Source organism: Ruegeria arenilitoris, assembly GCF_013032445.1.
GTDB lineage: Bacteria > Pseudomonadota > Alphaproteobacteria > Rhodobacterales > Rhodobacteraceae > Ruegeria > Ruegeria arenilitoris_F.
Genome location: NZ_WQCA01000002.1, coordinates 45,021 through 67,212, shown reverse-complemented (window position 1 = coordinate 67,212; position 22,192 = coordinate 45,021). Strand labels below are relative to the sequence as shown.

General features: G+C 59.4%; 22 protein-coding genes. 9 read left to right on the top strand and 13 right to left on the bottom strand.

The genetic code is table 11. From position 1 onward, the window contains the following. Window positions 1-17 precede the first annotated feature (17 nt). The 4 genes from lpxK to GOW98_RS02660 are packed head-to-tail and all read right to left on the bottom strand — an operon-like array spanning window position 18 to window position 4,368. Entirely contained in the window at window positions 18-1,016 is a 999-nt protein-coding gene (lpxK, locus tag GOW98_RS02675) for a tetraacyldisaccharide 4'-kinase (protein ID WP_170329521.1), read from the bottom strand. Next, window positions 1,003-2,238: a 3-deoxy-D-manno-octulosonic acid transferase gene (locus tag GOW98_RS02670; protein WP_170329520.1), complete on the bottom strand. Its 1,236-nt coding sequence runs from the start codon at window positions 2,236-2,238 to the stop codon at window positions 1,003-1,005. Before GOW98_RS02670 ends, lpxK begins: the two co-directional genes overlap by 14 nt. After that, complete coding sequence (locus GOW98_RS02665; protein ID WP_170329519.1) at window positions 2,235-3,035, bottom strand: inositol monophosphatase family protein; 801 nt, start codon at window positions 3,033-3,035, stop codon at window positions 2,235-2,237. The genes GOW98_RS02670 and GOW98_RS02665 overlap by 4 nt, the downstream gene beginning before the upstream one ends. Further along, a complete protein-coding gene (locus GOW98_RS02660) occupies window positions 3,022-4,368 on the bottom strand; it encodes a TldD/PmbA family protein (protein WP_170329518.1) in 1,347 nt (448 codons plus the stop codon). The genes GOW98_RS02665 and GOW98_RS02660 overlap by 14 nt, the downstream gene beginning before the upstream one ends. A gap of 236 nt (window positions 4,369-4,604) precedes the next feature. Between GOW98_RS02660 and GOW98_RS02655 the strand changes: the two genes are divergently transcribed. Then, the gene (locus tag GOW98_RS02655) at window positions 4,605-4,949 is read left to right on the top strand and encodes a hypothetical protein (protein ID WP_170329517.1); all 345 of its coding nucleotides are present in this window, start codon (window positions 4,605-4,607) and stop codon (window positions 4,947-4,949) included. A gap of 480 nt (window positions 4,950-5,429) precedes the next feature. Here GOW98_RS02655 and GOW98_RS02650 read toward each other — a convergent pair whose 3' ends face one another. After that, window positions 5,430-6,953, bottom strand: a complete 1,524-nt coding sequence (locus GOW98_RS02650) for a DUF2125 domain-containing protein (RefSeq protein ID WP_170329516.1) — start codon at window positions 6,951-6,953, stop codon at window positions 5,430-5,432. Between the two features lie 139 nt (window positions 6,954-7,092). Between GOW98_RS02650 and GOW98_RS02645 the strand changes: the two genes are divergently transcribed. Genes GOW98_RS02645 through GOW98_RS02635 form a run of 3 tightly spaced genes read left to right on the top strand, consistent with a single transcriptional unit; the run spans window position 7,093 to window position 9,175 of the window. Continuing rightward, on the top strand, window positions 7,093-7,836 hold the full coding sequence (locus tag GOW98_RS02645) for an SDR family oxidoreductase (protein WP_170329847.1): 744 nt from the start codon (window positions 7,093-7,095) through the stop codon (window positions 7,834-7,836). Then, a complete protein-coding gene (locus GOW98_RS02640; RefSeq protein WP_170329515.1) occupies window positions 7,833-8,441 on the top strand; it encodes an enoyl-CoA hydratase/isomerase family protein in 609 nt (202 codons plus the stop codon). The genes GOW98_RS02645 and GOW98_RS02640 overlap by 4 nt, the downstream gene beginning before the upstream one ends. Next, window positions 8,438-9,175: a VOC family protein gene (locus tag GOW98_RS02635; RefSeq protein WP_170329514.1), complete on the top strand. Its 738-nt coding sequence runs from the start codon at window positions 8,438-8,440 to the stop codon at window positions 9,173-9,175. Before GOW98_RS02640 ends, GOW98_RS02635 begins: the two co-directional genes overlap by 4 nt. Here GOW98_RS02635 and GOW98_RS02630 read toward each other — a convergent pair whose 3' ends face one another. Next, on the bottom strand, window positions 9,176-9,472 hold the full coding sequence (locus tag GOW98_RS02630) for an HNH endonuclease (RefSeq protein WP_170329513.1): 297 nt from the start codon (window positions 9,470-9,472) through the stop codon (window positions 9,176-9,178). A gap of 48 nt (window positions 9,473-9,520) precedes the next feature. Between GOW98_RS02630 and GOW98_RS02625 the strand changes: the two genes are divergently transcribed. Beyond that, window positions 9,521-10,705, top strand: a complete 1,185-nt coding sequence (locus GOW98_RS02625) for a TIGR03862 family flavoprotein (protein WP_170329512.1) — start codon at window positions 9,521-9,523, stop codon at window positions 10,703-10,705. On the opposite strand, the gene holA is transcribed toward GOW98_RS02625, so the two are convergent. From holA to GOW98_RS02605, 4 genes are all read right to left on the bottom strand, one after another. Further along, window positions 10,697-11,725, bottom strand: coding sequence for a DNA polymerase III subunit delta (gene holA, locus GOW98_RS02620; protein WP_170329511.1), 1,029 nt, complete (start codon window positions 11,723-11,725; stop codon window positions 10,697-10,699). The two genes, GOW98_RS02625 and holA, sit on opposite strands and share 9 nt — an antisense overlap. After that, window positions 11,722-12,213: an LPS assembly lipoprotein LptE gene (lptE, locus tag GOW98_RS02615; RefSeq protein WP_170329510.1), complete on the bottom strand. Its 492-nt coding sequence runs from the start codon at window positions 12,211-12,213 to the stop codon at window positions 11,722-11,724. The genes holA and lptE overlap by 4 nt, the downstream gene beginning before the upstream one ends. Continuing rightward, on the bottom strand, window positions 12,200-14,752 hold the full coding sequence (gene leuS / locus GOW98_RS02610) for a leucine--tRNA ligase (protein WP_170329509.1): 2,553 nt from the start codon (window positions 14,750-14,752) through the stop codon (window positions 12,200-12,202). The genes lptE and leuS overlap by 14 nt, the downstream gene beginning before the upstream one ends. 72 nt (window positions 14,753-14,824) lie before the next feature. After that, complete coding sequence (locus GOW98_RS02605; protein WP_170329508.1) at window positions 14,825-15,310, bottom strand: DUF3576 domain-containing protein; 486 nt, start codon at window positions 15,308-15,310, stop codon at window positions 14,825-14,827. A 282-nt stretch (window positions 15,311-15,592) separates the two neighbouring features. Between GOW98_RS02605 and GOW98_RS02600 the strand changes: the two genes are divergently transcribed. Both GOW98_RS02600 and GOW98_RS02595 read left to right on the top strand, forming a co-directional pair. Beyond that, entirely contained in the window at window positions 15,593-16,666 is a 1,074-nt protein-coding gene (locus GOW98_RS02600; RefSeq protein ID WP_170329507.1) for a porin, read from the top strand. 102 nt (window positions 16,667-16,768) lie between these two features. Then, window positions 16,769-17,428, top strand: a complete 660-nt coding sequence (locus GOW98_RS02595; RefSeq protein ID WP_170329506.1) for a YggS family pyridoxal phosphate-dependent enzyme — start codon at window positions 16,769-16,771, stop codon at window positions 17,426-17,428. Here the strand turns inward: GOW98_RS02595 and GOW98_RS02590 are convergent. Continuing rightward, window positions 17,412-17,912: a L,D-transpeptidase family protein gene (locus GOW98_RS02590; protein ID WP_170329505.1), complete on the bottom strand. Its 501-nt coding sequence runs from the start codon at window positions 17,910-17,912 to the stop codon at window positions 17,412-17,414. The genes GOW98_RS02595 and GOW98_RS02590 overlap by 17 nt on opposite strands. Then, entirely contained in the window at window positions 17,909-19,003 is a 1,095-nt protein-coding gene (ribA, locus tag GOW98_RS02585) for a GTP cyclohydrolase II (protein ID WP_170329504.1), read from the bottom strand. The genes GOW98_RS02590 and ribA overlap by 4 nt, the downstream gene beginning before the upstream one ends. Window positions 19,004-19,164: 161 nt before the next feature. Here ribA and GOW98_RS02580 point away from each other — a divergent pair, with 161 nt between their 5' ends. Continuing rightward, entirely contained in the window at window positions 19,165-19,851 is a 687-nt protein-coding gene (locus GOW98_RS02580; RefSeq protein WP_170328103.1) for a response regulator transcription factor, read from the top strand. A 185-nt stretch (window positions 19,852-20,036) separates the two neighbouring features. Here GOW98_RS02580 and GOW98_RS02575 read toward each other — a convergent pair whose 3' ends face one another. Next, entirely contained in the window at window positions 20,037-21,020 is a 984-nt protein-coding gene (locus tag GOW98_RS02575; protein WP_170329503.1) for a Hint domain-containing protein, read from the bottom strand. Window positions 21,021-21,360: 340 nt separating this feature from the next. Between GOW98_RS02575 and GOW98_RS02570 the strand changes: the two genes are divergently transcribed. After that, entirely contained in the window at window positions 21,361-22,149 is a 789-nt protein-coding gene (locus GOW98_RS02570) for an exodeoxyribonuclease III (RefSeq protein WP_170329502.1), read from the top strand. Window positions 22,150-22,192 lie beyond the last annotated feature (43 nt).

Below are 22,192 nucleotides of genomic sequence, written 5' to 3'. Positions count from 1 at the left end.
GGCGGGCCGGTCGCCAATCACGGCGACGGGGCGATCTGTAGCAGCATTTTCCGGACCTTGTCGGCTTCATCCACTTTGAGACGAACAGGTAGCGTCAGGACCTTGTTGCGGAATGCGGCAGGCAGGCGGACGGCGTCTTTCTCCGTCGTCACCATCTGTGCGCCCAATTGCCGGGCCTCGTTATCCAACCGCGCCATCAGAGCCGGGGTCAGCGGCTGATGATCATCCAGCGCTTCGGCTCGCAGCAGTTTTGCGCCTTGTTGGCGCAGGGTTAGAAAGAACTTGTCCGGGTGCCCTATGCCTGCAAAGGCCAGAACGGGCGTGTCGACCCAGTCCATTCCGGTCTGCAACGGCGCGACCTCACCCGTGACGTGGGGCACCGTCAGGGCTGTGCCCCACTGATCGGTGAATTGCGCCTGAGACGCCGCATCCCCTAGTGACAGCACCAGATCGGCGCGTTGCAGTCCGATATGAACGGGTTCGCGCAGGGGACCAGCGGGCAGACACAGACCGTTGCCGAAACCGCGCGCGGCGTCGACCACTATGACCGAGAAATCCTTGGCGACCGAGGGGTTCTGGAATCCGTCATCCAGCACGATCACCGTGGCACCGGCCTCGGCGGCGGCACGCGCTCCGGCGGCGCGGTCCTTGGCCACCCAGACCTCGGCGAAGGCCGCCAGCAACAAGGGTTCATCCCCAACCTGTGCAGCGGTGTGTTTTGCGGGATCAACCCGTACGGGACCTTCCAATGAGCCGCCATGGCCACGCGTCACCACATGCGTTTCGTGCCAGGCGTCGCGTAAATGTTCGATCATCCAGATCACGGTCGGGGTCTTGCCGGTGCCGCCCGCGTTCAGGTTGCCGATGCAGATCACCGGAACGCCGGGTTTGACACCGGTGTCCCAGGCAACCCGGCGCGCGGTTGCGGCCGCATATATACGCCCCAACGGTGCCAGCAATCTGGCGCGCAAATCCAGCCGGTCAGGGGCGGTGTTCCAGAAATCAGGTGCGCGCATCATTTGCCCCCCGCTGATCCAGACGGTCCTGCACCATGTCGATCAGCTGATCCGTCTGTGGTGCACCCTCGGACACGATCTGCCACCCGGCCAGCGCCATGTCCGCAGCGCGATCCGGCGACAGCATCTCGACCACGGCGTCGCCCAACTCGGTTGCGGTTTGGACCCTGCGCGCGGCACCGGCGCGGTCCAGTTGATCGTATATTTGCTGATGACGATGCACAAACGGGCCGTGAATGATGGACGAGCCGAGGGCAGCGGCAACTAGCGGATCGTGCCCGCCGGCGCCGCGTTCCAGCGAACGGCCTATGAATGTAACGGGTGAAACCCGGTGCCACAGGCCCAGATCTTCTGAATCTGCTGACAGAATAACCTGCGTGGTGTCTTCGATCTTCCCGTCAATGTCCCAGTTGGCACAGCGCAGGTCCATGGTTTCCAGGCGCCGGTGCAATGGCTCGGCTTCGGCGGTGTCCGCAACATGCAGAACCAGGGTTAGACGGGGCAGACTTCGCATCGCCTGACGATGGGCGCTGAGAACCGAGATGAACTCTTTGTCCAACACACAGGCAGCCAGCCAGACTAGCCGACCGGTCAATGCATGGTTCGTTTCGATCAGTTCGTCTTCGGGCCAGGGCCTCGGGTTTGGGCTGACATGCAGGGACGGCGATTCACTGACTTTGTCCGAGGAAACCCCAAGGCGGCGGATTGTGCGGGCCGTCTCGGAAGTCTTGGTCAGGATCGATTGGAAACAGTCCAGCGTATAGCGGGTAATATCAGGCAACCACCTTGCCCCCCGCGCGATTCTGATGTCGATCTGCGCCTCGATCAGGATCAGGGAAATGCCGCGTTCCTCCGCGCGGGTGATTATGTTGGGCATCAGCCCACCTCCGACCCATATACCGATATCGGGCTTCCAGTGATCCAGAAAGGCACGCGCTGCGCCGGTTTGTTCCAGGGGCAGGTTTACCAGAGGATAGTCACTCTTTGCCCAGCGCCAAAGATCGGCCTCTGGCGGGGCAGTCAGTAACACGTTCAGCGAGGGGCGGCTCTGTTGCAGTCTGCGACAGAAATCGGTCACCGCGCGCTGACGGTGCTGGGCGCTGATATGAATCCAGATCAGCTCACCTTCGGGGCGGGGCGGGTTGGGTTGGCTTGTCGTGTTGGGCACGCCCCAGGACAGAACCCGATACGCGGCCAGGCTGAGAGAGCGCGGCTTGCTCATGGTTGTATACCGCTGCTGTCCGGATCAAGCCCTGCGCGTAGAGCATCGTGAAGCGCCGGACCCGCTGCGATCACGCCATTCAGGCGCGGGTGTGCATTGTTGAACCGCAAGGGCTGGCCCAGCCGATCCGAACAAGTGCCGCCCGCCTCCCGGATGATTAGGTCTCCGGCGGCAATATCCCATTCCCAGCTTGGCCTTAGCGTCAGCATCCCGTCAAACCGCCCCTGGCCTACTAAGGCCATGCGATAGGCCAGCGACGGGCGATAGACCCGTTGGAATTCGGGAACCTGACCGTGCAACCAATGGCGCGGGTCCAGATTGGGTTTCGCGGCCAGAATCTCGGCGTTCGCCAAATCCGAGACCCCGGACACTTGGATCGGCGCACCGTTGAGCGTTGCGCCTTCGCCTTTGGCGGCGGCGTAAAGTAAGTCGCGTTGCGGTAGGTAAATTACCGCGGCAGTGACTTCGCCCTTGTCGGCGATCGCAAGCGAATGCGCCCAGGTGCGGGACCCTTCGGCAAAGCTGCGGGTGCCGTCGATCGGGTCGATGATGAACACACGGTCGCGCGTCAGCCGTGCCGAGGAATCCTCGGTCTCTTCACTCAGCCAACCATAGCCGGGCCGGGCCGAAGGCAGGCGCTGTTCCAACATGGCATTGACGGCCAGATCTGCCTCGGTCACCGGTCCAGCGCCGTCGGGTTTGTCCCAACGCTGCGCCGTGGTGCCCGAGTATCGGGTGGCGATCTTTCCGGCCTCAAGTGCGGCGTCGATCAGAAGGGGCAGGTCAGTTGCCGGCAAGCGTCATTCCTTCGATCAGCACCGAGGGCACCACCCGCGACAGGTAGGGCCGCGCATCGTTTGCCGGGATGATCCGTTTCAGCATGTCGCGCAGATTGCCCGCGATGGTGCATTCATTGACCGGATGGGTGATTTCTCCGTTTTCAACCCAGAAGCCCGAGGCACCGCGCGAATAGTCGCCCGTGTTGGGGTTGATGGTGGAGCCGATCATCGAGGTCACCAACAGCCCGGTGCCCATGTCACGCAAAAGGTCCTCGCGGCTTTGGGCGCCTTGCGTCAGGCTCAGGTTCCAGTTGCTGGGCGAGGGCGGTCCGGACACGCCGCGCGCCGCGTTGCCGGTTGATGTCATGTCCAGCTTGCGCGCACTGGACAGGTCCAGGGTCCAGCCGGTCAGAATGCCGTTTTCAACAATCGCACGCCGCTGGGTCGCCAGCCCTTCGGCATCGAAAGGGCGCGAGCCTGCGATGCGCGGGCGGTGCGGGTCTTCGATCAGCGACAGATGCCCGGGCAGGACCTGTTCGCCCAGGCAATCCTTCAGCCAAGAGGCCCCCCGCGCGATGGCGGCCCCGTTGCTGGCCGCCAGCAGGTGGCCGATCAGCGAGGACGAAATGCGTTCGTCAAACAGCACCGGAAAAGTGCCGGTCGCAGGCTTTTGTGCGCCCACCAAAGCGACAGCGCGTTCGCCAGCGCTGCGGCCAATGTCTTCGGCATTGCGCAGATCGCTTTGAAAGGTGCGGCTGTCGCCGTCATAGTCGCGCTCCATCCCGGTGCCTTCGCCCGAGATCGCCACGCAGGATGTCGAGCGGCTGCTGCGGGAATAGCCACCGGTAAAGCCGTTGGTCGCAGCCAGATGCACGCGGTGGGTGCCATAGCCCGCCGCCGCGTCCGAGACCTGCGAGACCTCCTGAACTGCCATTGCTGCCGCTTCCGCTTCCAATGCGTCGCGCATCAAGTCTTCGGCTGCCGGTTCCGGGGTCGGGTCGAACAGTTCCAGCGCGGGCAGGTCCCAGCCACTTGCCAGTTGTTGTGTATCAGCCAGTCCGGTGAACGGGTCTTCGGGTGCTTCGCGCGCCATGGCCACAGCGCGCTCGGCCATCGCGGTCAGGGTTTCGGGCCGACTGTCCGAGCTTGACACGATGGCCTGTCGCTGGCCCAGAAACACCCGCAGGCCCAAGTCGGTCCCTTCCGAGCGTTCGGCATGTTCCAGCGCGCCGCCCCGCACCTCGACCGATACCGAAGAGCCGTCGATCACAATGGCATCCGCCGCGTCAGCTCCGGCCTTGCGGGCTGCGTCCAGCAGGGATTGGCTGATTTCTTCGGGTGTTCGGGTCATGCGGCCTCCGGTCTTTATCCAATGGACCTAGCCTTGGACCGCCTGTCCCGCAAGACCTCAGGGCTGAGAGATTCAACCTTTGTACCCATTAGATTGACCTGAACCCGGGGGGAGGGCAAAGGGCTTACAATTGCGTTTAAACATCCATTTGTTGGGACGCCCTACTGTTTTGGTGGCCTGCGGTCACAACAGCTTGAAACTTGCACCTGAGTGGATGAAGGCACAAAGAAGAACTCATGTTGGCTAAGTTTTTTGTCAATTTTGATGAACCCCATGTCGTCACCTCGGGCAAAGGGTCAGGTAATATTATGAGTCGCATCACCAAGGAAATGACCAAGCTGCAGGTTCCAGCCGAGGTGATGCCGTTTCAGGAGTTGATCAAGCGTGGCCCTACGATTGACCCGAAAAGCTACGTATTGCTTCACTACAACGAGTTTTTCGTCGCCCAGCACCAATATGTGGACTGGTTGCGTGGGCGTGAGGCCGAGCTTTTGGCTTTGGGTCACAAAATTCTGCATTCCGTTGAGAATGGACGCGTCATTGACCGCAAAATCCGGAACAACAATTGTTTTGACGGCTGAGGGCGTGCCTATGCCCAGGTGGATCGCGCCAAGTGACAGTTCGACACCGCCTTTTCGAACGAAGTATCAAACGCGCATGTTCCGGTTCGACTGGTAAGTGACACCGGAGATTTGGATGCCACCCGTTACAATACTGAATATGTCAATTGCAGGCACGAAAATAAAGGTGAGCTCTGGCAAATCTCTATTCGTGCAATGGCAGTGAGTGAGCAGGTTCTGTTTTCCTGGATAAGAGCCGAACAGGGGTTAAATGTCAGAACGTGAGGTACGTCGCTTGATGCCGAAATGCTGACGTGTTTTCACAAACAACTGATCAACCCAAATACCGATCAGATTCAAAAAACAGCTAAATGCGTAAAAAGAGCCGTTGGCGTCGGGATTTATGCGCATCGCCCGAGCCTTGGTTCAGGAGCTTGATCTAAAGGCTTAAAGCAAAGGGAGGGCGAAGCGCTGTAAAAGCAGAGCTTCGCCCGATCAGCGTCACTTGATGCGTTGGCCATTGGCCAAAATCTGACCATCTTCGGTGAACTCGATCTTCGAATTCAATGTATCGGGTTCATCGCCCGGTACTGCCATCAGCCCCATCATCATCCGCGCACCCATTGCGTCGCTTTCCTGAAGCAGGCCCATGCCGATCAATTTGTCGATCAGCGCATTGGCACCCACCAGCTGCAGGTTGGCCACGCCCGCCGGCGCCGGCATTCCATCAAACTCTTCCGTGTTCGAATTGTCGAAGGTGAAATCTGCGTCACCCGTAAGTTTCGCGCCCACGAGCGATACCAGCAAATCGTTGATTTTCAGCGAGTTCAGCTCACCCGGTGCTTCGCCGGATGCCTCCATCGCTTCGATCGAGGCCGGATCGAAGAAGTTCGTCAGGATCTTGGCGGTTCCAGTGGCGTCCAGCGCAACGGTTGCGGGGTCACGCGGCAGCGAACCCGCCGGGTCGAAGATGCTCCACAATACGTCTGACATGGTGAAGTCCGTCAGGTTCATGGCAAAGCCAAAGGGCTGCTCTTCCTCTGATTGCTTCAACGGGAACTCGAAGCTCAGACCAGTCTTGGCCATGGCGATTTCAATCGGAAACGGCAGTTCGGCCGTTGTGACCGCCAGTTTCGCGCTGTTCTGCTCGATATCATAAGCAAGGCGCTGTTCGTCGAGGCTGGCTCCGAACCGTCCGCCTTGGGATTCGCTGCCCATCGAGAACGCTTCACCCTCGCTGGTGCCGGCGATGGCTGTCTGGCCCGAGCCATAGGTGAACAGACCCGAGAAAGAGGTGTCGCCCTGGAAAAACGACTGCGGGTCCGCGGCGTCGAAATCCGACGGGAACACACTGCTGCCTTCAAAGGTCAGATCGTTCATCGATCCGTCGATCTTGCCATCATCCGATCCTTCGGGGTCGTTGAACACAAGGTCATAGGTCAGGCCGTCGGCGGTGAACTTCTGATCGACTTCGCGGTTTTCGCCGATTTTCATCCGCGAATTACCTGCGAGGTTGGTCATTTCCAGTGCCAGGTCCAATAGGTCATCTGGCGCGGTGTCGCCGTCTACCGTCAGGTTGCCCAGCTTCACGCCCAGGGTGGGCGCCGTATAGTCATAAGTCATGTCGTCCGGTTCGCCGGATACGATCATTTCCAAACCTGTATGATAGTATTCGATATCGACAGAGAACGCGTCCCCCTCTTCTTCGCCCGATATCGTCATGGGGAAGTTTTCAGGCAAGCCGACGCTGACTGTACCGTCGCCATTTTCGGTCAGGGTCATCTGAGGGACGGTCATCTGGAAAGTCCCGTCGCTGTCCGGCACCGTCATGGCCACGACCATATCCGAGATAGTGGTCACATTGCCCGATGCGGATTGTTCAGCCGAAACCGTGTACCCCATCTGGGACAGGTAAGCCTGCCAGTCATCCCAGACCTGCTGCGCGGTGACATCGGCAAGTGCACCTTGGGTGATAACGGCATAAGCCAGAACTGCGCCGCTGCTGCGGCGAAGAAAAACGGACATTTGAGAACCCTTCTTGATCAATTTTGCGCGCATCGTCGTGCCTGTGGGCCCGGGCGTCAAGGGGCAAGGGCTGGACCCTTTCCCCATTGGCGCGGTAGAGATTCACACAATCTCAAAACAACAGAGGTACAGCGTCTATATGCAGGGAAAAACCGTACTTATAACTGGCGCCAGCCGCGGTATCGGGGCCGAGGCGGGGCGCGTATTTGCCGCAGCCGGTGCCAATGTCGCGTTGGTCGCTCGCAATCGTGATCAGATTGATGCGCTGGCTGAGGCGCTCGGCGAGAACGCCATCGCGCTGCAATGTGATGTCAGCGATTTCGGACAGGTCGAGCAGGCCGTTGCGAATTGCGTTGACCAGTTCGGCAGGTTGGATGTGCTGATCGGTAATGCTGGTGTCATTGATCCGATCTTTCATCTGTCCAACGCCGATGTCTCCGCCTGGAGCGCGGCGATCGATGTTAACCTCAAAGGCGTTTTCTACGGGATGCGCGCGGCCTTGCCCGTTATGCGCGCCGCAGGTGGTGGCACAGTGATCACGGTATCTTCGGGGGCGGCGTCCAACCCGATTGAGGCGTGGAGCCACTATTGCGCATCAAAGGCGGGGGCCAAGATGCTGACCGAATGCCTGCATCTTGAGGAGTCGATCCATGGTATCCGCGCCATGGGGCTGTCGCCGGGAACCGTGGCAACGGATATGCAGCGCGTTATCAAGGCCAGTGGTATCAATGCTGTCAGCCAACTGGACTGGAGCGATCACATCCCCGCCGACTGGCCTGCGCGAGCACTGCTTTGGATGTGCTCGGCGGATGCGGATGAGTTTCTGGGCACTGAAATCTCGCTGCGGCGTGAGGATATCCGGCAAAGGGTTGGGCTGAGGTGATCGAACTGACCAAGGAAGACGGATTGTGGACCGTCACGCTCAATAATCCGCAAAAGGCCAATGCCTTGACCGAAGCGATGCTGACAGAACTGGCCGAGATCGCCGAGGCGGCGACCGAGGCCCGCGCTTTGATCCTGACCGGTAAGGGTAAGGTGTTCAGCGCCGGGGCCGATCTGGATGAGGTGCGCGCCGGACTGGCGACATCGGATGTGTGGGAGAAGCTTTCGGGCGCCATCGCCGCGCTGCCGTGCCTGACGGTTGCCGCTCTGAACGGAACGCTGGCGGGCGGGGCCAACGGGATGGTGCTGGCCTGTGACATTCGGATCGCGGTACCGCAGGCCAAGTTCTTTTACCCTGTGATGAAGTTGGGTTTTTTGCCGCAACCCTCGGACCCGGTGCGCATGGCGGCGCTGATCGGATCGGCACGCACCAAGATGATCCTTATGGGCGGGCAGAAGATCACGACCGATGAGGCCTATGCCTTTGGTTTGGTTGATCGTGTGGTTGATCCTGACAGGCTGATGCCAACCGCGCATGAACTGGTGGCGGATAGTCTGGCCGCAAACCCGGAAATTGCTGCGGGTATCGCAAGGATGTGTCAATGAGGCTATCCGCTCTGCTGCTGCGAGTAGCCGACCCAGAGCGGCTGAGTGCGTTTTACGCGGATACTCTCGGCATGACCGGGCGGGCGCAGGGGGCGAATCGGCGTGTTGGCTATGGTGGTCAGGACGCGGACCTGCTGCTGATGCCAGGTGGCGGCGGTTACACCCAAGACAGTGGCCAGAGATACTGGAAAATTGGGATCACAGTGCCGGATGTTGATTTGGCCGCTGCATATCTGCGCCAAAATGGGGTTGAGGTCACGGACCCGAAACAGTTCCTCGACATCGGGTACATGTGCCATCTGAAGGACCCAGAAGGGTTTGTGATCGAGCTGCTGCAACATGATTTCAAGGGTAACCGCCCCGCAAACGTCGCCGATCCGGCTGCGCCTTTCGCCAACGCCTGTATTGGACAGGTCACTTTGCGCACCGGGGATATTGCCGCCGAGGATGCGTTCTGCCGCGCGCAGGGAATGCGCCTGTTATCGGTGCAGGAGGTGGATCCTTACGGCTTTGACCTGCATTTCTATGCCTTCACCGATGAGGTGCCGCCGAACCCGGACCTCTGGTCAGTCGAAAACCGCGAATGGTTGTGGAAACGCCCCTATACCACGCTGGAGTTTCAGCATCTTGCGGGCGCGCAGTTTGCTCCGGCTCCGGATTATCGCGGGTTGGAGGTTCAGGGGCTGACAGCATCTCTCCGCGATGCATTTGGCGATCCGGTGCGGCCCGGCTGATCACCGCCCACGCCGTTTGCCCGGCACTCTCGAGCGAAAACCGGGCGGGCGTTTGCGAACCCAGTTCAGGAATTTCTCCAACCGCGGGTGGGCGCGCAGGGCGTTGACCGTGTTGAAATCGCGGGCCAGTTCAGCCTCGGTCAGGGTGGCGTGGACCTCTTTGTGGCAGATGACGTGCAGCAATACCGTGGGTCCGCCCTTGCCCCCTTTTAGTTTTGGGATCAGATGGTGCAGGCTGCCGTCCCCATCCGGGATGGGGCGGTCACAAAGCGGGCAGATCGGTTCGCTGTTCGACATGGCAGGGACCAATTTGCGCTAGATGGCGCGGAAGGCAAGAGGACAGCAATGGCGCAGGCAGTGGTAATCGGGGCCGGACCCGCAGGTCTGATGGCGGCAGAGGAACTGGCCACCGCCGGCCATGACGTGCTGGTGGCCGAGGCCAAGCCGTCGGTCGCGCGCAAACTCCTGATGGCCGGTAAGTCGGGTCTGAACCTGACCAAGGACGAACCGTTCGAGACCCTGTTGCAGGCCTATGGTGAAGCCTCGGACTGGCTGTGCCCGATGCTTGCCGGGTTCGATGCCGCCGACGTGCAGGATTGGGCGCGAGAACTGGGACAGGAGGTGTTCACCGGTTCGACAGGGCGGGTGTTTCCCACGGTGATGAAAGCGTCGCCTTTGTTGCGGGCGTGGCTGAGGCGACTGGAAGGCGCTGGTGTGCAGATCAACACGCGCTGGCGTTGGCAGGGTTGGGACGGCGATGCGCTGTTGTTCGAGACTGCGGATGGCCAGAAAAACATCACGCCTGGCGTCACCGTTCTTGCGCTGGGCGGAGCCAGTTGGGCGCGACTGGGATCTGACGGTCATTGGGCACAAACCTTGCAGGCAAAGGGTGTGGACCTTGCCCCATTTGCCCCGGCAAACTCTGCCCTGTCCGTTGATTGGAGCCGCCACATGCAGCCTCATTTCGGTGCGGCCTTGAAATCGGTGCGCTGGATGGCTGGAAATTTGGAAAGCCGTGGCGAGGCCACGATATCGGCAAAAGGTCTCGAAGGAGGTGGGCTGTACTCTCTGACCCCGGCCCTGCGCGAAGAAGTGCCTCTCTTTGTTGATCTGGTACCTGATCTGAGCGACGAGGCATTAAGGGTGCGCCTGTCTTCAAAGAAGTCCAAGACCACGCTGTCTCAATGGTTGAAAAAGTCACTCCATCTGCCACCCCAGAAGGTTGCGCTGTTTCACGAGATGGCCAAGGCGGGATCGTTGCCGCAAGCACAGTGGGGCGACGTGCTAAAACGCCTCCCGATCCGCCACACGGGGCTATGCCCGATGGACGAAGCCATTTCGACCGCAGGCGGTGTCAGGCAATCCGCTTTGGATGATGGGCTGATGCTGACCGCAATGCCTGGCGTGTTCTGCGCCGGAGAGATGCTGGATTGGGAAGCCCCGACCGGTGGTTATCTGCTGACCGCCTGCATGGCGACCGGAATATGGGCCGGGCGCTCTGCCGCAAAGTGGGTGACCCGTTCAGCGTGACCGAGCCAACATTGCCAGACGGATCATGGCGCGTTCGACCAGCGCCATGGCGGGGGCGGTCTGCCCCGCCGACCGCAGCGACAGGTCCGTATCGGTAAGGACGGTCAGCGCTGTTTGCAGTTTCGGCGCGCCCCAGCCCTGCGCCTGCCGCAGAATTCGGTCGCGGCGTTTGCCGTAAACCGGCGGTCGCAGCTTGCCAATGCCCTGCGCCGCGCCGCCCGGGTCAGAGGCGCAGGCGTACAGAGTCCGAAAATGCCGGGTCGCGCCGATGCACAGGCTGACCGCATTGGTGCCTTGCGATTGCAGGCGCCGGATCAGCGGACCGATCTCGCCCGCGCGGCCCTCGGCGACCACGTTTAGAACGTCGTCCAGCGCCGCTTCGGTCGAGCGGGGGGCACAGGCTTCGATATCCTCGATGGTCAGTTCCGAGTTGTCGCCACGTTTGTATAGAGACAGTTTCTCAATGGTCTGTGCGAAGTCGCCCGGGCTGATCCCGGTGGCCAGCTCCGCAAGCGCCGACATCGAATCGCGGGGGATGTTAGACAAACCGGCCTCGGTCAAAATCCGTTCGATCTCACCACGTGACGGAGGATCGTCGTAGATACCGATCGCATAGGCCGCCGGATGAGCCTCAAACGCTTTGCGGATTTTCGAGCTGGGTTTCAACTGCCCGGCGGTCACGACGATCTGGGCATCGCCCGGGGCCCAATCCTCAAACGCGGCAAGGATCGCGGGGGCGGCGACGTCGGTAGTGTCTTCGACAAAAACGGCGCGCGGACCAGGAAAGAACCCCACCGCCTTGACCGCGTCCAGCAGCAGGGCCGGGTCGCTGCGCAAATCCGCACCGGGCATACGGGTCAGGCGCATTTCTTCTTCGGCGTTGGCACCCAGCAGTGCGGCCAGAACCTGCTGACGTTTCAGCGCCACGCGCATCGCATCCGAGCCGTATATCAGCAGCCCGGCCTTGTCGGCGTCTGGTCGGGCAAAATACCCCTCAGCCTCACGCGGGCTAAGCTTCATGTGCCAAGACCTGGCGCAGTGTAAAGCTCAGCAATGATTTGATCCGACAGAATAACCATCAACCGTTCTTTCGCATTGCGCTCATCTGCCAATGTTGAGACGGTCGATCCGCTGGCCGAATAGCCAACGAAATTGTTGACTGTACCAGAGGCAATGGTCTGCCCGGTCGAATTCGATCTGAGCGCATAATTCGCGCTGCCCTCGATGGTATAGCGATTGGTTTCGTTCGATGTGGTGATCGCCGCCGAGCGTAAAACCGTTCTGACACTCACATCCAGCTTGTATTCGCTGCCCGACGTTGCGCTACGCCCCAGCCGCTGTTCCAGATTCTGGACCAGCATGTAGCTATCGACCGAATTCGGCGCAGATACAGCGACCTGACCATTCAGGGCCGCACCCGAACCGCCGGGTGCGTAGACCGGTTCAAAGCCACAGGCGGCCAGCGCAAGTGGCATCAGCAACAGGGTTCTGCGATCAAACAACGACATTCACGATCCGGCCTGGCACAACAATCACCTTCTTAGGCGCATTGCCATCCAGCGCCTTTTGCACAGCTTCGGTGCTGAGTGCGATTTTTTCAACCTGCGTCTTGTCCATATCTTTTGGAACGCTGATTTCCGCGCGGCGTTTGCCATTGATCTGGATCGGCAGAGTGACAGTGTCGTCGATCAGCATCGCCTCGTCCGCGAGGGGCCACGGAGCGGTAGCAACCAGACCTTCGCCACCCAGCAACTGCCAAAGCTCCTCGGACAGGTGCGGCGTCATCGGCGACATCAGTTGTGCCAGCGTTTTGGCGGCCTGACGCTTGGCGTCGCTACCAGCCTTCGATTTGGCCAGCGTGTTGGTAAAGGCGTACAACTTGGCGATCGAGGCATTGAAGCCGAATGATTCGACGCCGCCGGACACATCATGGATCGCCTTGTGCATTTCGCGCAGCAGGGTTTCGTCTTCGGCATTGGCCGGTTCATCGGATGCGGCAATTTCCGACGCGATCCGGTGCACACGGCTGAGATGTTTGAACGCGGCCTCGGCACCCGAGGCGGTCCATTCCACATCACGCTCGGGCGGCGAATCGGACAGCACGAACCAACGCGCGGTATCCGCGCCGAAGGCCGAGATGATGCTGACCGGGTCCACCACGTTTTTCTTCGACTTGGACATCTTGGCCGAGGGGATGATCTCAACCTCGGTGCCATCAGCCAGTTTGCCGTCGGCTACATCCTCGGGCAGGTGATAGACCGGGCGACCGTTCTCGTCGCGGGTCTGGTAGATTTCGTGCGTGACCATGCCCTGGGTGAACAGTGCATTGAACGGTTCGATGGCCTTTTTCGGCAGATGGCCGGTAATTTGCATCGCCCGCGCGAAGAAGCGGGAATAGAGCAGGTGCAGAATCGCGTGTTCAATGCCGCCGATATATTGATCGACATTCATCCAGTATTCGGCCTCGGCCAAATCGGTGGGCGTTTTAGCACGCGGAGCGGTGAAACGGGCGTAATACCAGGACGAATCGACGAACGTGTCCATCGTGTCGGTTTCACGCTTGGCTGGCGCGCCGCAGGATGGGCAGGGTGTATCCCGCCAATTGGGGTGGCGGTCCAGCGGGTTGCCGGGGATCGAGAAGTCGATGGGTTTGCTGTTGCCGTCATCATACGGCAGCTCAATCGGCAGATTCTCTTTCTTCTCGGGCACCGTGCCGCATTTCTCGCAATGCACAACGGGAATCGGACAACCCCAATAGCGCTGGCGGGACAGGCCCCAATCGCGCAGACGGTATTTGGTGACACCCTCGCCCCAACCAGCCTTTTCCGCGAAATCAACTGTGGCGTTGATCGCCTCATCGCCCGTGGCTTCGGTCAGGCCTGCGAAATGGTTCACCCAGCGGACTTTCTCGGTCTTCGGGGGAACGAACGCAATCTTGTCGACCGGAGTATCGTCATCCAGCGCAAAGAACGTATCAACCACGGGCAGGCCGTATTTGCGGCAGAAATCCAGGTCGCGCTGGTCATGCGCCGGGCAGGCAAAGATCGCACCGGTGCCGTAATCCATCAGGATAAAGTTCGCGATCCAGACCGGCAGTTCCCAATTCGGGTCCAACGGGTGTTTGACGCGGATTCCGGTGTCATAGCCCAGCTTTTCAGCAGTCTCGATAGCCTCTTCAGTGGTGCCACCCTTGCGGCATTCCGCAACAAATTCAGCAACCTCGGCGTTTTCAGCCTCGAGCTGTTTCGCAATCGGATGATCTGGCGAGATGCCAACAAAGGATGCACCCAGCAGCGTGTCAGGGCGAGTCGTATAGACGGTGATCGGCTCTCCGCCATCGGTGCGTTCAAAGCCGAATTGCAGGCCTCGCGACTTGCCGATCCAGTTTTCCTGCATCAGGCGTACTTTGGCGGGCCAGTTCTCAAGCGTGTCCAGCGCCTCGAGCAGTTCTTCGGAATAGTCTGAGATTTTGAAGAACCACTGAGTCAGTTCGCGCCGCTCAACCAACGCGCCCGAGCGCCAGCCACGGCCGTTTTCCACCTGTTCATTGGCCAGAACGGTCATATCGACCGGGTCCCAGTTCACGACGGCGTTCTTGCGGTAGACCAGCCCGGCCTCGAGCATATCCAGAAACAGTGCCTGCTGTTGACCATAGTATTCCGGGTCGCAGGTGGCGAATTCCCGCGACCAGTCGATCGACAGGCCCAGAGGCTTCATCTGTCCGCGCATGTCGGCGATGTTGCCATAGGTCCAGTCCTTGGGGTGGCCCCCAATGGCCATCGCGGCATTTTCCGCAGGCATCCCGAACGCATCCCAGCCCATCGGGTGCAATACGTTGTGCCCGGTCGCCAGTTTGTGCCGTGCGATCACGTCGCCCATCGTATAGTTGCGCACATGCCCCATATGGATTCGACCCGAGGGGTAGGGGAACATCTCAAGTACATAATATTTTGGCTTGTCCGCCGTGCGGTCGGCAGTGAAGATTCCGGCCTTGTCCCAGGCCTCTTGCCATTTTGCTTCGATTTCGTTGGCCGAGTAGCGAGACATCGTGCGGTCCTTCGTGAATGAAAACGCCGGGTAGGAACCCGGCGTGGTATTAGTGTGATTTTCGGCGGGTTGCTAGAACTTGTTGTCCGCGATGCGCAACTGCCGCGCGCGGGACAGGATCGCATCTTCGACCGCGCGGGACGTCGCCGCGCTGACCGGAGCGCCGCCACTGGTCTGCAGCGACACTGACAAAGAGCGTGCCGCGAGTGCCGGATCACTGATGTGAACAGTGGCACGGTATTGACGACCGCCGCCAGGAGGTGTGCCGTAACCCGTTATGATTACGCCGGTAAACGGGTCGACCTCCTGCACAGGCAGGAAATTCAGAACATCCAGCGACGCTGCCCACAGGTAGCGATTCACATTTGTGACCTGCTCGGCATTCTTGTTGTCGAACAAATCCCAGATCGTCGTGCGATTTGGATCGTTGAACTCTTGTTCATCGGCGTTGCCACCCGTTGCGACAACATTCGGATTCGGTGTCGCCCCCCGATTCTCTCCGCAGGCCGACACGGCAGCCGTCACTATGATCAAACCGAAAATCGTCTGCAGGCGCATTGTCGACTGGTCCTGTTCACTTGGGTCTACGTTGTCAGATGTTACTCCTAGACAAGGACCGGTTCAGCAACAACCCTATTATTGTCGCATTCGCGTGGGTTTGGGGCCGGTATGGCCCCTAAAACGAACTGTGGCATCCTTGCACCAATTTTGTGCCAATGCTGTCCATTCATTTATGCCAAGCTTGCGTGTTGGGGGCAAAAAGAGCGAAACGGTTCCCGTGCTGAGACATGTGCTGAGGCATGTGTCGAGTAGAAAAACTTTGAAACCGAGGGAAACAAGATGAAAAAAGTTCTCTTCGCATCGACCGCTCTGATCGCGACCGCAGGTGTCGCAGCGGCTGAATCCGGAATTAACTTCAGCGGTTACGGCCGTTTTGGTATTGGCTACCAGGAAGACCGCAGCTTCTCGACCTCCGTGCAGGTTGTTAACCCGGACGGTACTGATCTGACCACCGTCACTGCAACCACCGAAGGCGACGACGCCATCCTGGTATCGCGCTTCCGTCTGAACATCGACGGTTTCACCGAAACCGACGGTGGTGTTCGCTTTGAAGGCCGTGTTCGTCTGCAAGCTGACGAAAACCCCGCCACTGGCGAAGCAAACAATGCTGACCTGAACGCGGCACGCTTCTCGGTCATCTATGGTGGTCTGCGCGTTGACGCCGGTAACGTTGCCGGTTCGTTCGACAACCTGGCAAACTACTACGGTAACGAAGTCGGTCTGGAACTGTTCGCAGGTCAGTACTCGGGCGTTAACTACAGCTTCCTGAGCTACCAGTCGGGCGACAGCGACGGTTCGAACGCTGTGTTCTTCCAGTACGCAGTTGGTGACTTCGCCTTCGGCGCGTCGTATGACCAGAAAAAAGCAGTTACCCGCACACTTGGTGTTGGTGTTGACGACGATGGTGATCCCATCCGCACACTCACAGCGACTTCGGAAGATGCAGACCGTTGGGACGTTAGCCTGACCTACGCCTTCAACAACATCACTGCCGCTGTTGCATATGGTGAGAACGACGACGACGGCGCCTCCGGTGGTAGCCTGACCGTTCTGACCCTGGGTGCAGAATTCGGTGACTTCAACGGTACCCTGTTTGTCGCAGACGACGACGTGAACGATGCCGCCAAAAACGGCACCGCATGGGGTCTGTCGGCTGCTTACAACTTGGGCGCCGCAACCACCCTGCTGTTCGCCTACGGTGACGGCAATGCTGACGAAGACAAGCAGCAGATCGCTCTGGGTGCCATCTACGACCTGGGCGGCGGTGCATCGCTGCGCGGTGGTGTTGGCCGCAACGACACCGATGGTGAAGACCAGTGGGTTGCTGACTTCGGTGCGCAGTTCAACTTCTAAGTTGATCTGAAACCGCAAGGTTTTAGGGCAGGTCTTCGGACCTGCCCTTTTCTTTTGCCCCAACATGGTGTTTTTCTGCGCTGAAAGCAGATTGAGGAAACCATGTCGCTGCAAGATATCACTGCCCGCATCGCCAAAGCAGAATCCGCCGCTGGGCGGGCCATCGGATCTGTCAAGCTAATCGCAGTCTCCAAAGTGCAGCCAAATGAGCGTGTGCAGGCCGTTCTGGATCAGGGGCATCGGTGTTTCGGTGAAAACCGGGTGCAAGAGGCCGCTGGCAAATGGCCGGGCTTTACTGCGCAATTCCCGGATGTCGATCTGCATCTGATCGGCCCGCTGCAAACCAACAAGGCCCGGCAGGCGATGGAACTGTTCAGCACCATCCATTCCGTCGATCGGCCCAAACTGGCCAAGACACTGGCCCGACTGGCGCAGGAGGTCGGGTCCTGCCCGGACCTGTTCATTCAGGTCAATACCGGAGAAGAGGAGCAAAAGGCCGGTATCCTGCCTGCCGACGCTGATACGTTTATTGCGGAATGCCGGGACCTGGACCTACCGGTTCAGGGGCTGATGTGCATCCCGCCGGTCGACGAAGAGCCCGCGCTGCATTTTGCCCTGCTGGCCAAGATTGCCGAGCGCAATGGTCTTCGGGACCTGTCGATGGGTATGAGCGGAGATTTCGAAAAAGCCATCGCTCTTGGGGCAACCCATGTGCGCGTCGGCTCCGCGATCTTCGGCGAACGTGTCAAACCTCAGGAATAATCAGCCGCGCGCCCAGAGACACCTTGCCAGCGATCCAATGCAGGTGGTCGCGGCGGAAGGCAACACAGCCCTCGGTCGGATAGCCGGGGCGGCGCCACTGGTGAATGAATATTGCGGATCCGTGGCCAGGCACGGCGTTTGGCCAGTTCCAGTCGGTGATCAGCACCAGATCATACAGGGGATCGGCGCGCCGCAGCTTTTCATGGCTGAAGGCATAGGGCGCGGTGACCAGATGGTTATAGTGGCCATCCTGCACGTCATCCGACCAAAGGTCGCGCGGACCGATGGGAATCGCCCATTCGCACGGTTTCGCAATCCGGTCCGGTCGGTAAAGCATGCCGACAATATGATGCACGCCGGTTGGCGTGGCACCATCGCCTTCGCACTTGGTATTGCTCAGTCCGCCTTTGCCGATGGTGCAGGGAAAGACCCGTCCGGCAAACCGCACTCCGCGTGGGATCAGCACCAGATCATCGGGTGTCAAAGCAGGTGCCCCGACTTGGCCGCCTTGGTCGCCAGATAGCCGCGGTTATGGGCGGTTTCACCGACTTTCAGCGGAACACGCTCGGTCACGGCGATCCCGGTTTTCTCCATCATAGCAATTTTGGCGGGATTATTGGTAAGCAACCGGACAGAGGTGAACCCCAGCGATTTTAGAATATCCGAACCCAGCCGGAAGTCCCGCTCATCATCCTCGAAGCCCAGCCGGTGATTGGCCTCGACCGTGTCGAACCCCTGATCCTGTAGGAAATAGGCGCGCATCTTGTTGGCCAGACCGATCCCGCGCCCCTCCTGGTTAAGATACAGCAGCACCCCGGCCCCTTCCGAGCCCATCTGCGCCAACGCGCCCCGCAACTGCGGTCCACAATCGCATTTCAGGCTGCCCATCAGGTCACCGGTAAAACAGGCCGAATGCAACCGTGCCAGAACCGGTTTGTCCCGATCCGGGCGGCCGATTTCGACGGCGTAATGCTCTTCGCCGCCATCCTCGGGGCGGAAAACGTGCAACCGTCCGGCCTCGGACACTTCCATCGGCAGACGGGCGGCCACAACCTCGTGCAACTCGCTGCGATCCGCCAGATGCGGCGCGGCGCGGGTGTGGTCGATGCATGTCAGGCCATGTGCTGCGGCAAAGCTGTGCCCATCCTCGACGGGTAGAACAACCGCCGCAGGCAACAGGCGCGCCGATTTGGTCAGGGCGATGGCAATACGGTGCAGATTGGCGTGACCCTGACGCTCGGTCATCAGAGGGCCTTTCATCGGCGCGTTCAGATCGTCCGAGGGGTCGGCCACGGCCTGAACCCAGGCAATATCCGCGTCCGCCGGAATGATCACACGCGCCAGATCGCCGTCATAGGCCCGTGCCTTCAGCGTTTCGGCCCGGCGCACGGTGACGGCGACCACGGGCTCGCCGCCGAGGCCGCGCAGATCCGCAAGTCGCTGGGCGCTTAGTGTTTCAGTGGCAACAGCCAACACGCTGAAACCGCTGTCATCGGTCAGGGCAACCGGGACCCCCATACGCAGGTCCGCGCGGGCCCGCGCCAGCAATTCTGAAATATCCGGGACAAGACTCATCTGTGTTACCCTGTAACCATCCGGCTTTCCTGTAGCCTGATAGAACGCAAATGTGAAACATTTCCTCCGCGTCAGACACGAGGGCGTGAGACGATTGCAGTAAACCTTGTTGATTGCATCTTCCGCGCGCAAGTGGTGGAAAAGGCTTAGGAGGACCGGACATGGCTCAGCTCAAGAAAATCCTGCTGGTGGATGATGACGAAGACCTGCGCGAGGCGCTCAGCGAGCAACTTGTGATGACCGAGGATTTCGACGTGTTCGAAGCCCATGACGGGGCATCCGCGATGGAACGCGCGCGTGAAGCGATTTACGATCTGGTCATTCTGGACGTGGGCCTGCCGGATACCGATGGGCGAGAGCTGTGCCGCCTGATGCGCAAGCAGGGCGTCAAAAGTCCGATTCTGATGCTGACCGGCCATGACAGCGACGCCGATACTATTCTGGGTCTGGATGCAGGCGCCAATGACTATGTCTCAAAACCGTTCAAGTTTCCGGTTCTGCTGGCCCGTATCCGCGCCCAACTGCGCCAGCACGAACAGTCCGAGGATGCGGTGTTTGTTCTGGGACCGTATACCTTCAAGCCTGCGATGAAGATGCTGATCACCGAAGACGATCGCAAAATCCGCCTGACCGAGAAAGAAACCAATATTCTCAAGTTCCTGTACCGCTCGACCGATGGCGTGGTTGCCCGCGACGTGCTGCTGCACGAGGTCTGGGGCTACAACGCCGGGGTCACCACCCACACGCTGGAAACGCACATCTATCGTCTGCGCCAGAAGATCGAGCCCGATCCGTCCAATGCACGCCTTTTGGTCACAGAATCGGGTGGATATCGACTGGTCTCTTAACTCGTTGTGGATTGACGTGGATCAAAGTGATACTCTGGATGTGTAATTAGATTTCTCCCAACCCGCGCATGTCCGGGTTATGACATGCACCTCCCTGTTGGACTGCCGGGCCTTTGGCCCGGCTTTTTTTGTTATTTTGTGCTTTCGCGCTGGTTCGCCTGCTGGTGCACGCGAACTGCTAATTGTTAGCCCTCTGTCACGGCGTAGCTTTCTTCTGGACCGCAGATTGCCCGAGGCGCCGACGATTTTGGATGAGACAACAGTGCAGTCTCAAAGCTGCGCAGAATGCGACGTGCCGGAGGGCCGTAACTCTCTATTGTGCGTCCAACGGCAACCAGAGCCTCTATAATCTCGGCCTGCGCTGTGGTCTCCAATGACTCCATGGCGCAACTACCGGGCATTAGGCTTTCGCTCGGGATGCCCTCGGCAAAAACAATCTCGTGCTGCTCCAGCAGGAAGTGATGATAGGTGACGAAACCGCCGATGCGCCGGTAGATTTGATCGTCATCAACCAGATCCATTGCTCTGACCAAAGAGGTATCTGTGTCGAAATAAAGTTGCAGTCTCCAGTCCTGGACCAGCATCCGGTGCTGAGGTGACACGACCAGGTCCCGGGCATTTCCCAATGCGCCGGTCTTTATGACGATCGGAGCCAACTTTCCCAAGGCCGCCTTTCTCGACGATCCTGCCCACAAGATGGGTTGTGGGCCGTGATCGGCCGTGTTGACCAGATCGCCGGGTCGCAGGTCTTCGATGGGGCGATCACCAATGGGCGTTTGGATCAGCGTGCCAGCCGCATAGCAGACAACCTGAGCGCCCAAGCTATCGTGAAGCGCGCCATTGTCATTCTCGATGATATTGCCGACTGTATAGTCGACCCCTGCAGGAGGAACGCCATCAGGAAAAACGAGATAAAAGCCGTCTTCATCCTGTCCGCCGACGCTATCGTTCAAATCGTTATCGTTGTTTAGGTCAACATCGATGACTGCTATTCGGTAAGCGGTCCCGTCCGGTGCAAAAACCTCAAACGTGTAATCCCAGATCACTTGTTGGAAAGTGCCGTCCAATTCGGTGACCTGTTCCCATTGCGCTCCGATCTGTTCCTGTGCAGAAACCTGTTCATTGGTCGGATCACCGTTGAAATTTACAGCACCCTCATTTTCGCGCACTGCGAAATTTGTCGTCGTTCCGTTCCAGCTCCAGGAACTGCCGTTTGCTGGAGCGAGGTCGTAGTTATGGGATGCCCCGTTAACTGTACTTTGAGTGCCGAAGATTGTGTTTTGATAACCGTACCAGATTGGCATGATCAGGCCTCGCTAATGCAATATAATGCAAAGTAACTTTCTGTTTTTTGTCCCAAAATTACAGAAAGTTAAATGGGGAATTATCGGAAAATTTTGACTGAAGTCTGTCGAATCCGTGACGGGAAACGACAATTACGCTTTCCGATGGCGCGAAGTTCGTCTGCGCGCTAGGGTGCGTGCGACGCGACTTAGGAAAGCCTTGCCCATGCCCTTTACCCTAGCTACTTGGAACATCAACTCTGTCCGCCTGCGCGAGCCCATCGTGCTGAAATTGTTGCAGGAAGAAGCTCCGGATGTTCTGTGTCTGCAGGAGTGCAAGTCGCCGGTCGAGAAGATCCCGACCGAAGGGTTCGCCGAACTGGGCTATACCCACATGGTTGCGCGGGGTCAGAAGGGATATAACGGCGTTGCCATCCTGTCGCGCCTGCCGATGGAAGAGGTCGGCGACAAGGATTTCGCAGGTCTCGGCCATGCCCGCCACATCGCCGGGCGGCTGGAAAACGGTGTCACCATCCACAACTTCTATGTCCCCGCGGGCGGTGACATCCCGGATCGGGAAAAGAACGAGAAGTTCGGGCAAAAGCTCGACTACCTCACCGACATGCGCGACTGGTTCCATGCGGAAAGGCCCGAGAAATCCATTCTGGTGGGCGACCTGAACATTGCTCCGCGTGAGGATGACGTCTGGTCGCACAAACAGCTACTCAAGGTCGTATCGCACACGCCGATCGAGGTTGAACAGTTGGCCGAAACGCAGGATGCGGGCGGTTGGGTGGATATCACGCGGCAGGATATCCCCGAAGGGCAGCTCTATAGCTGGTGGTCCTATCGGGCGCGCGATTGGGACGCGGCGGATAAGGGGCGGCGGCTGGATCACGTCTGGGCCACGCCCGATATTTCCAACGCGGGTCATTCCAGCCGCATCCTGCGCGACGCGCGCGGTTGGGAGAAACCCAGCGACCACGCCCCCGTTTTTGCCAGTTTCGATCTGTAATTGCGCAACTCTGCCCTTGGTTTCTGCAACAAGCGGTTGCATA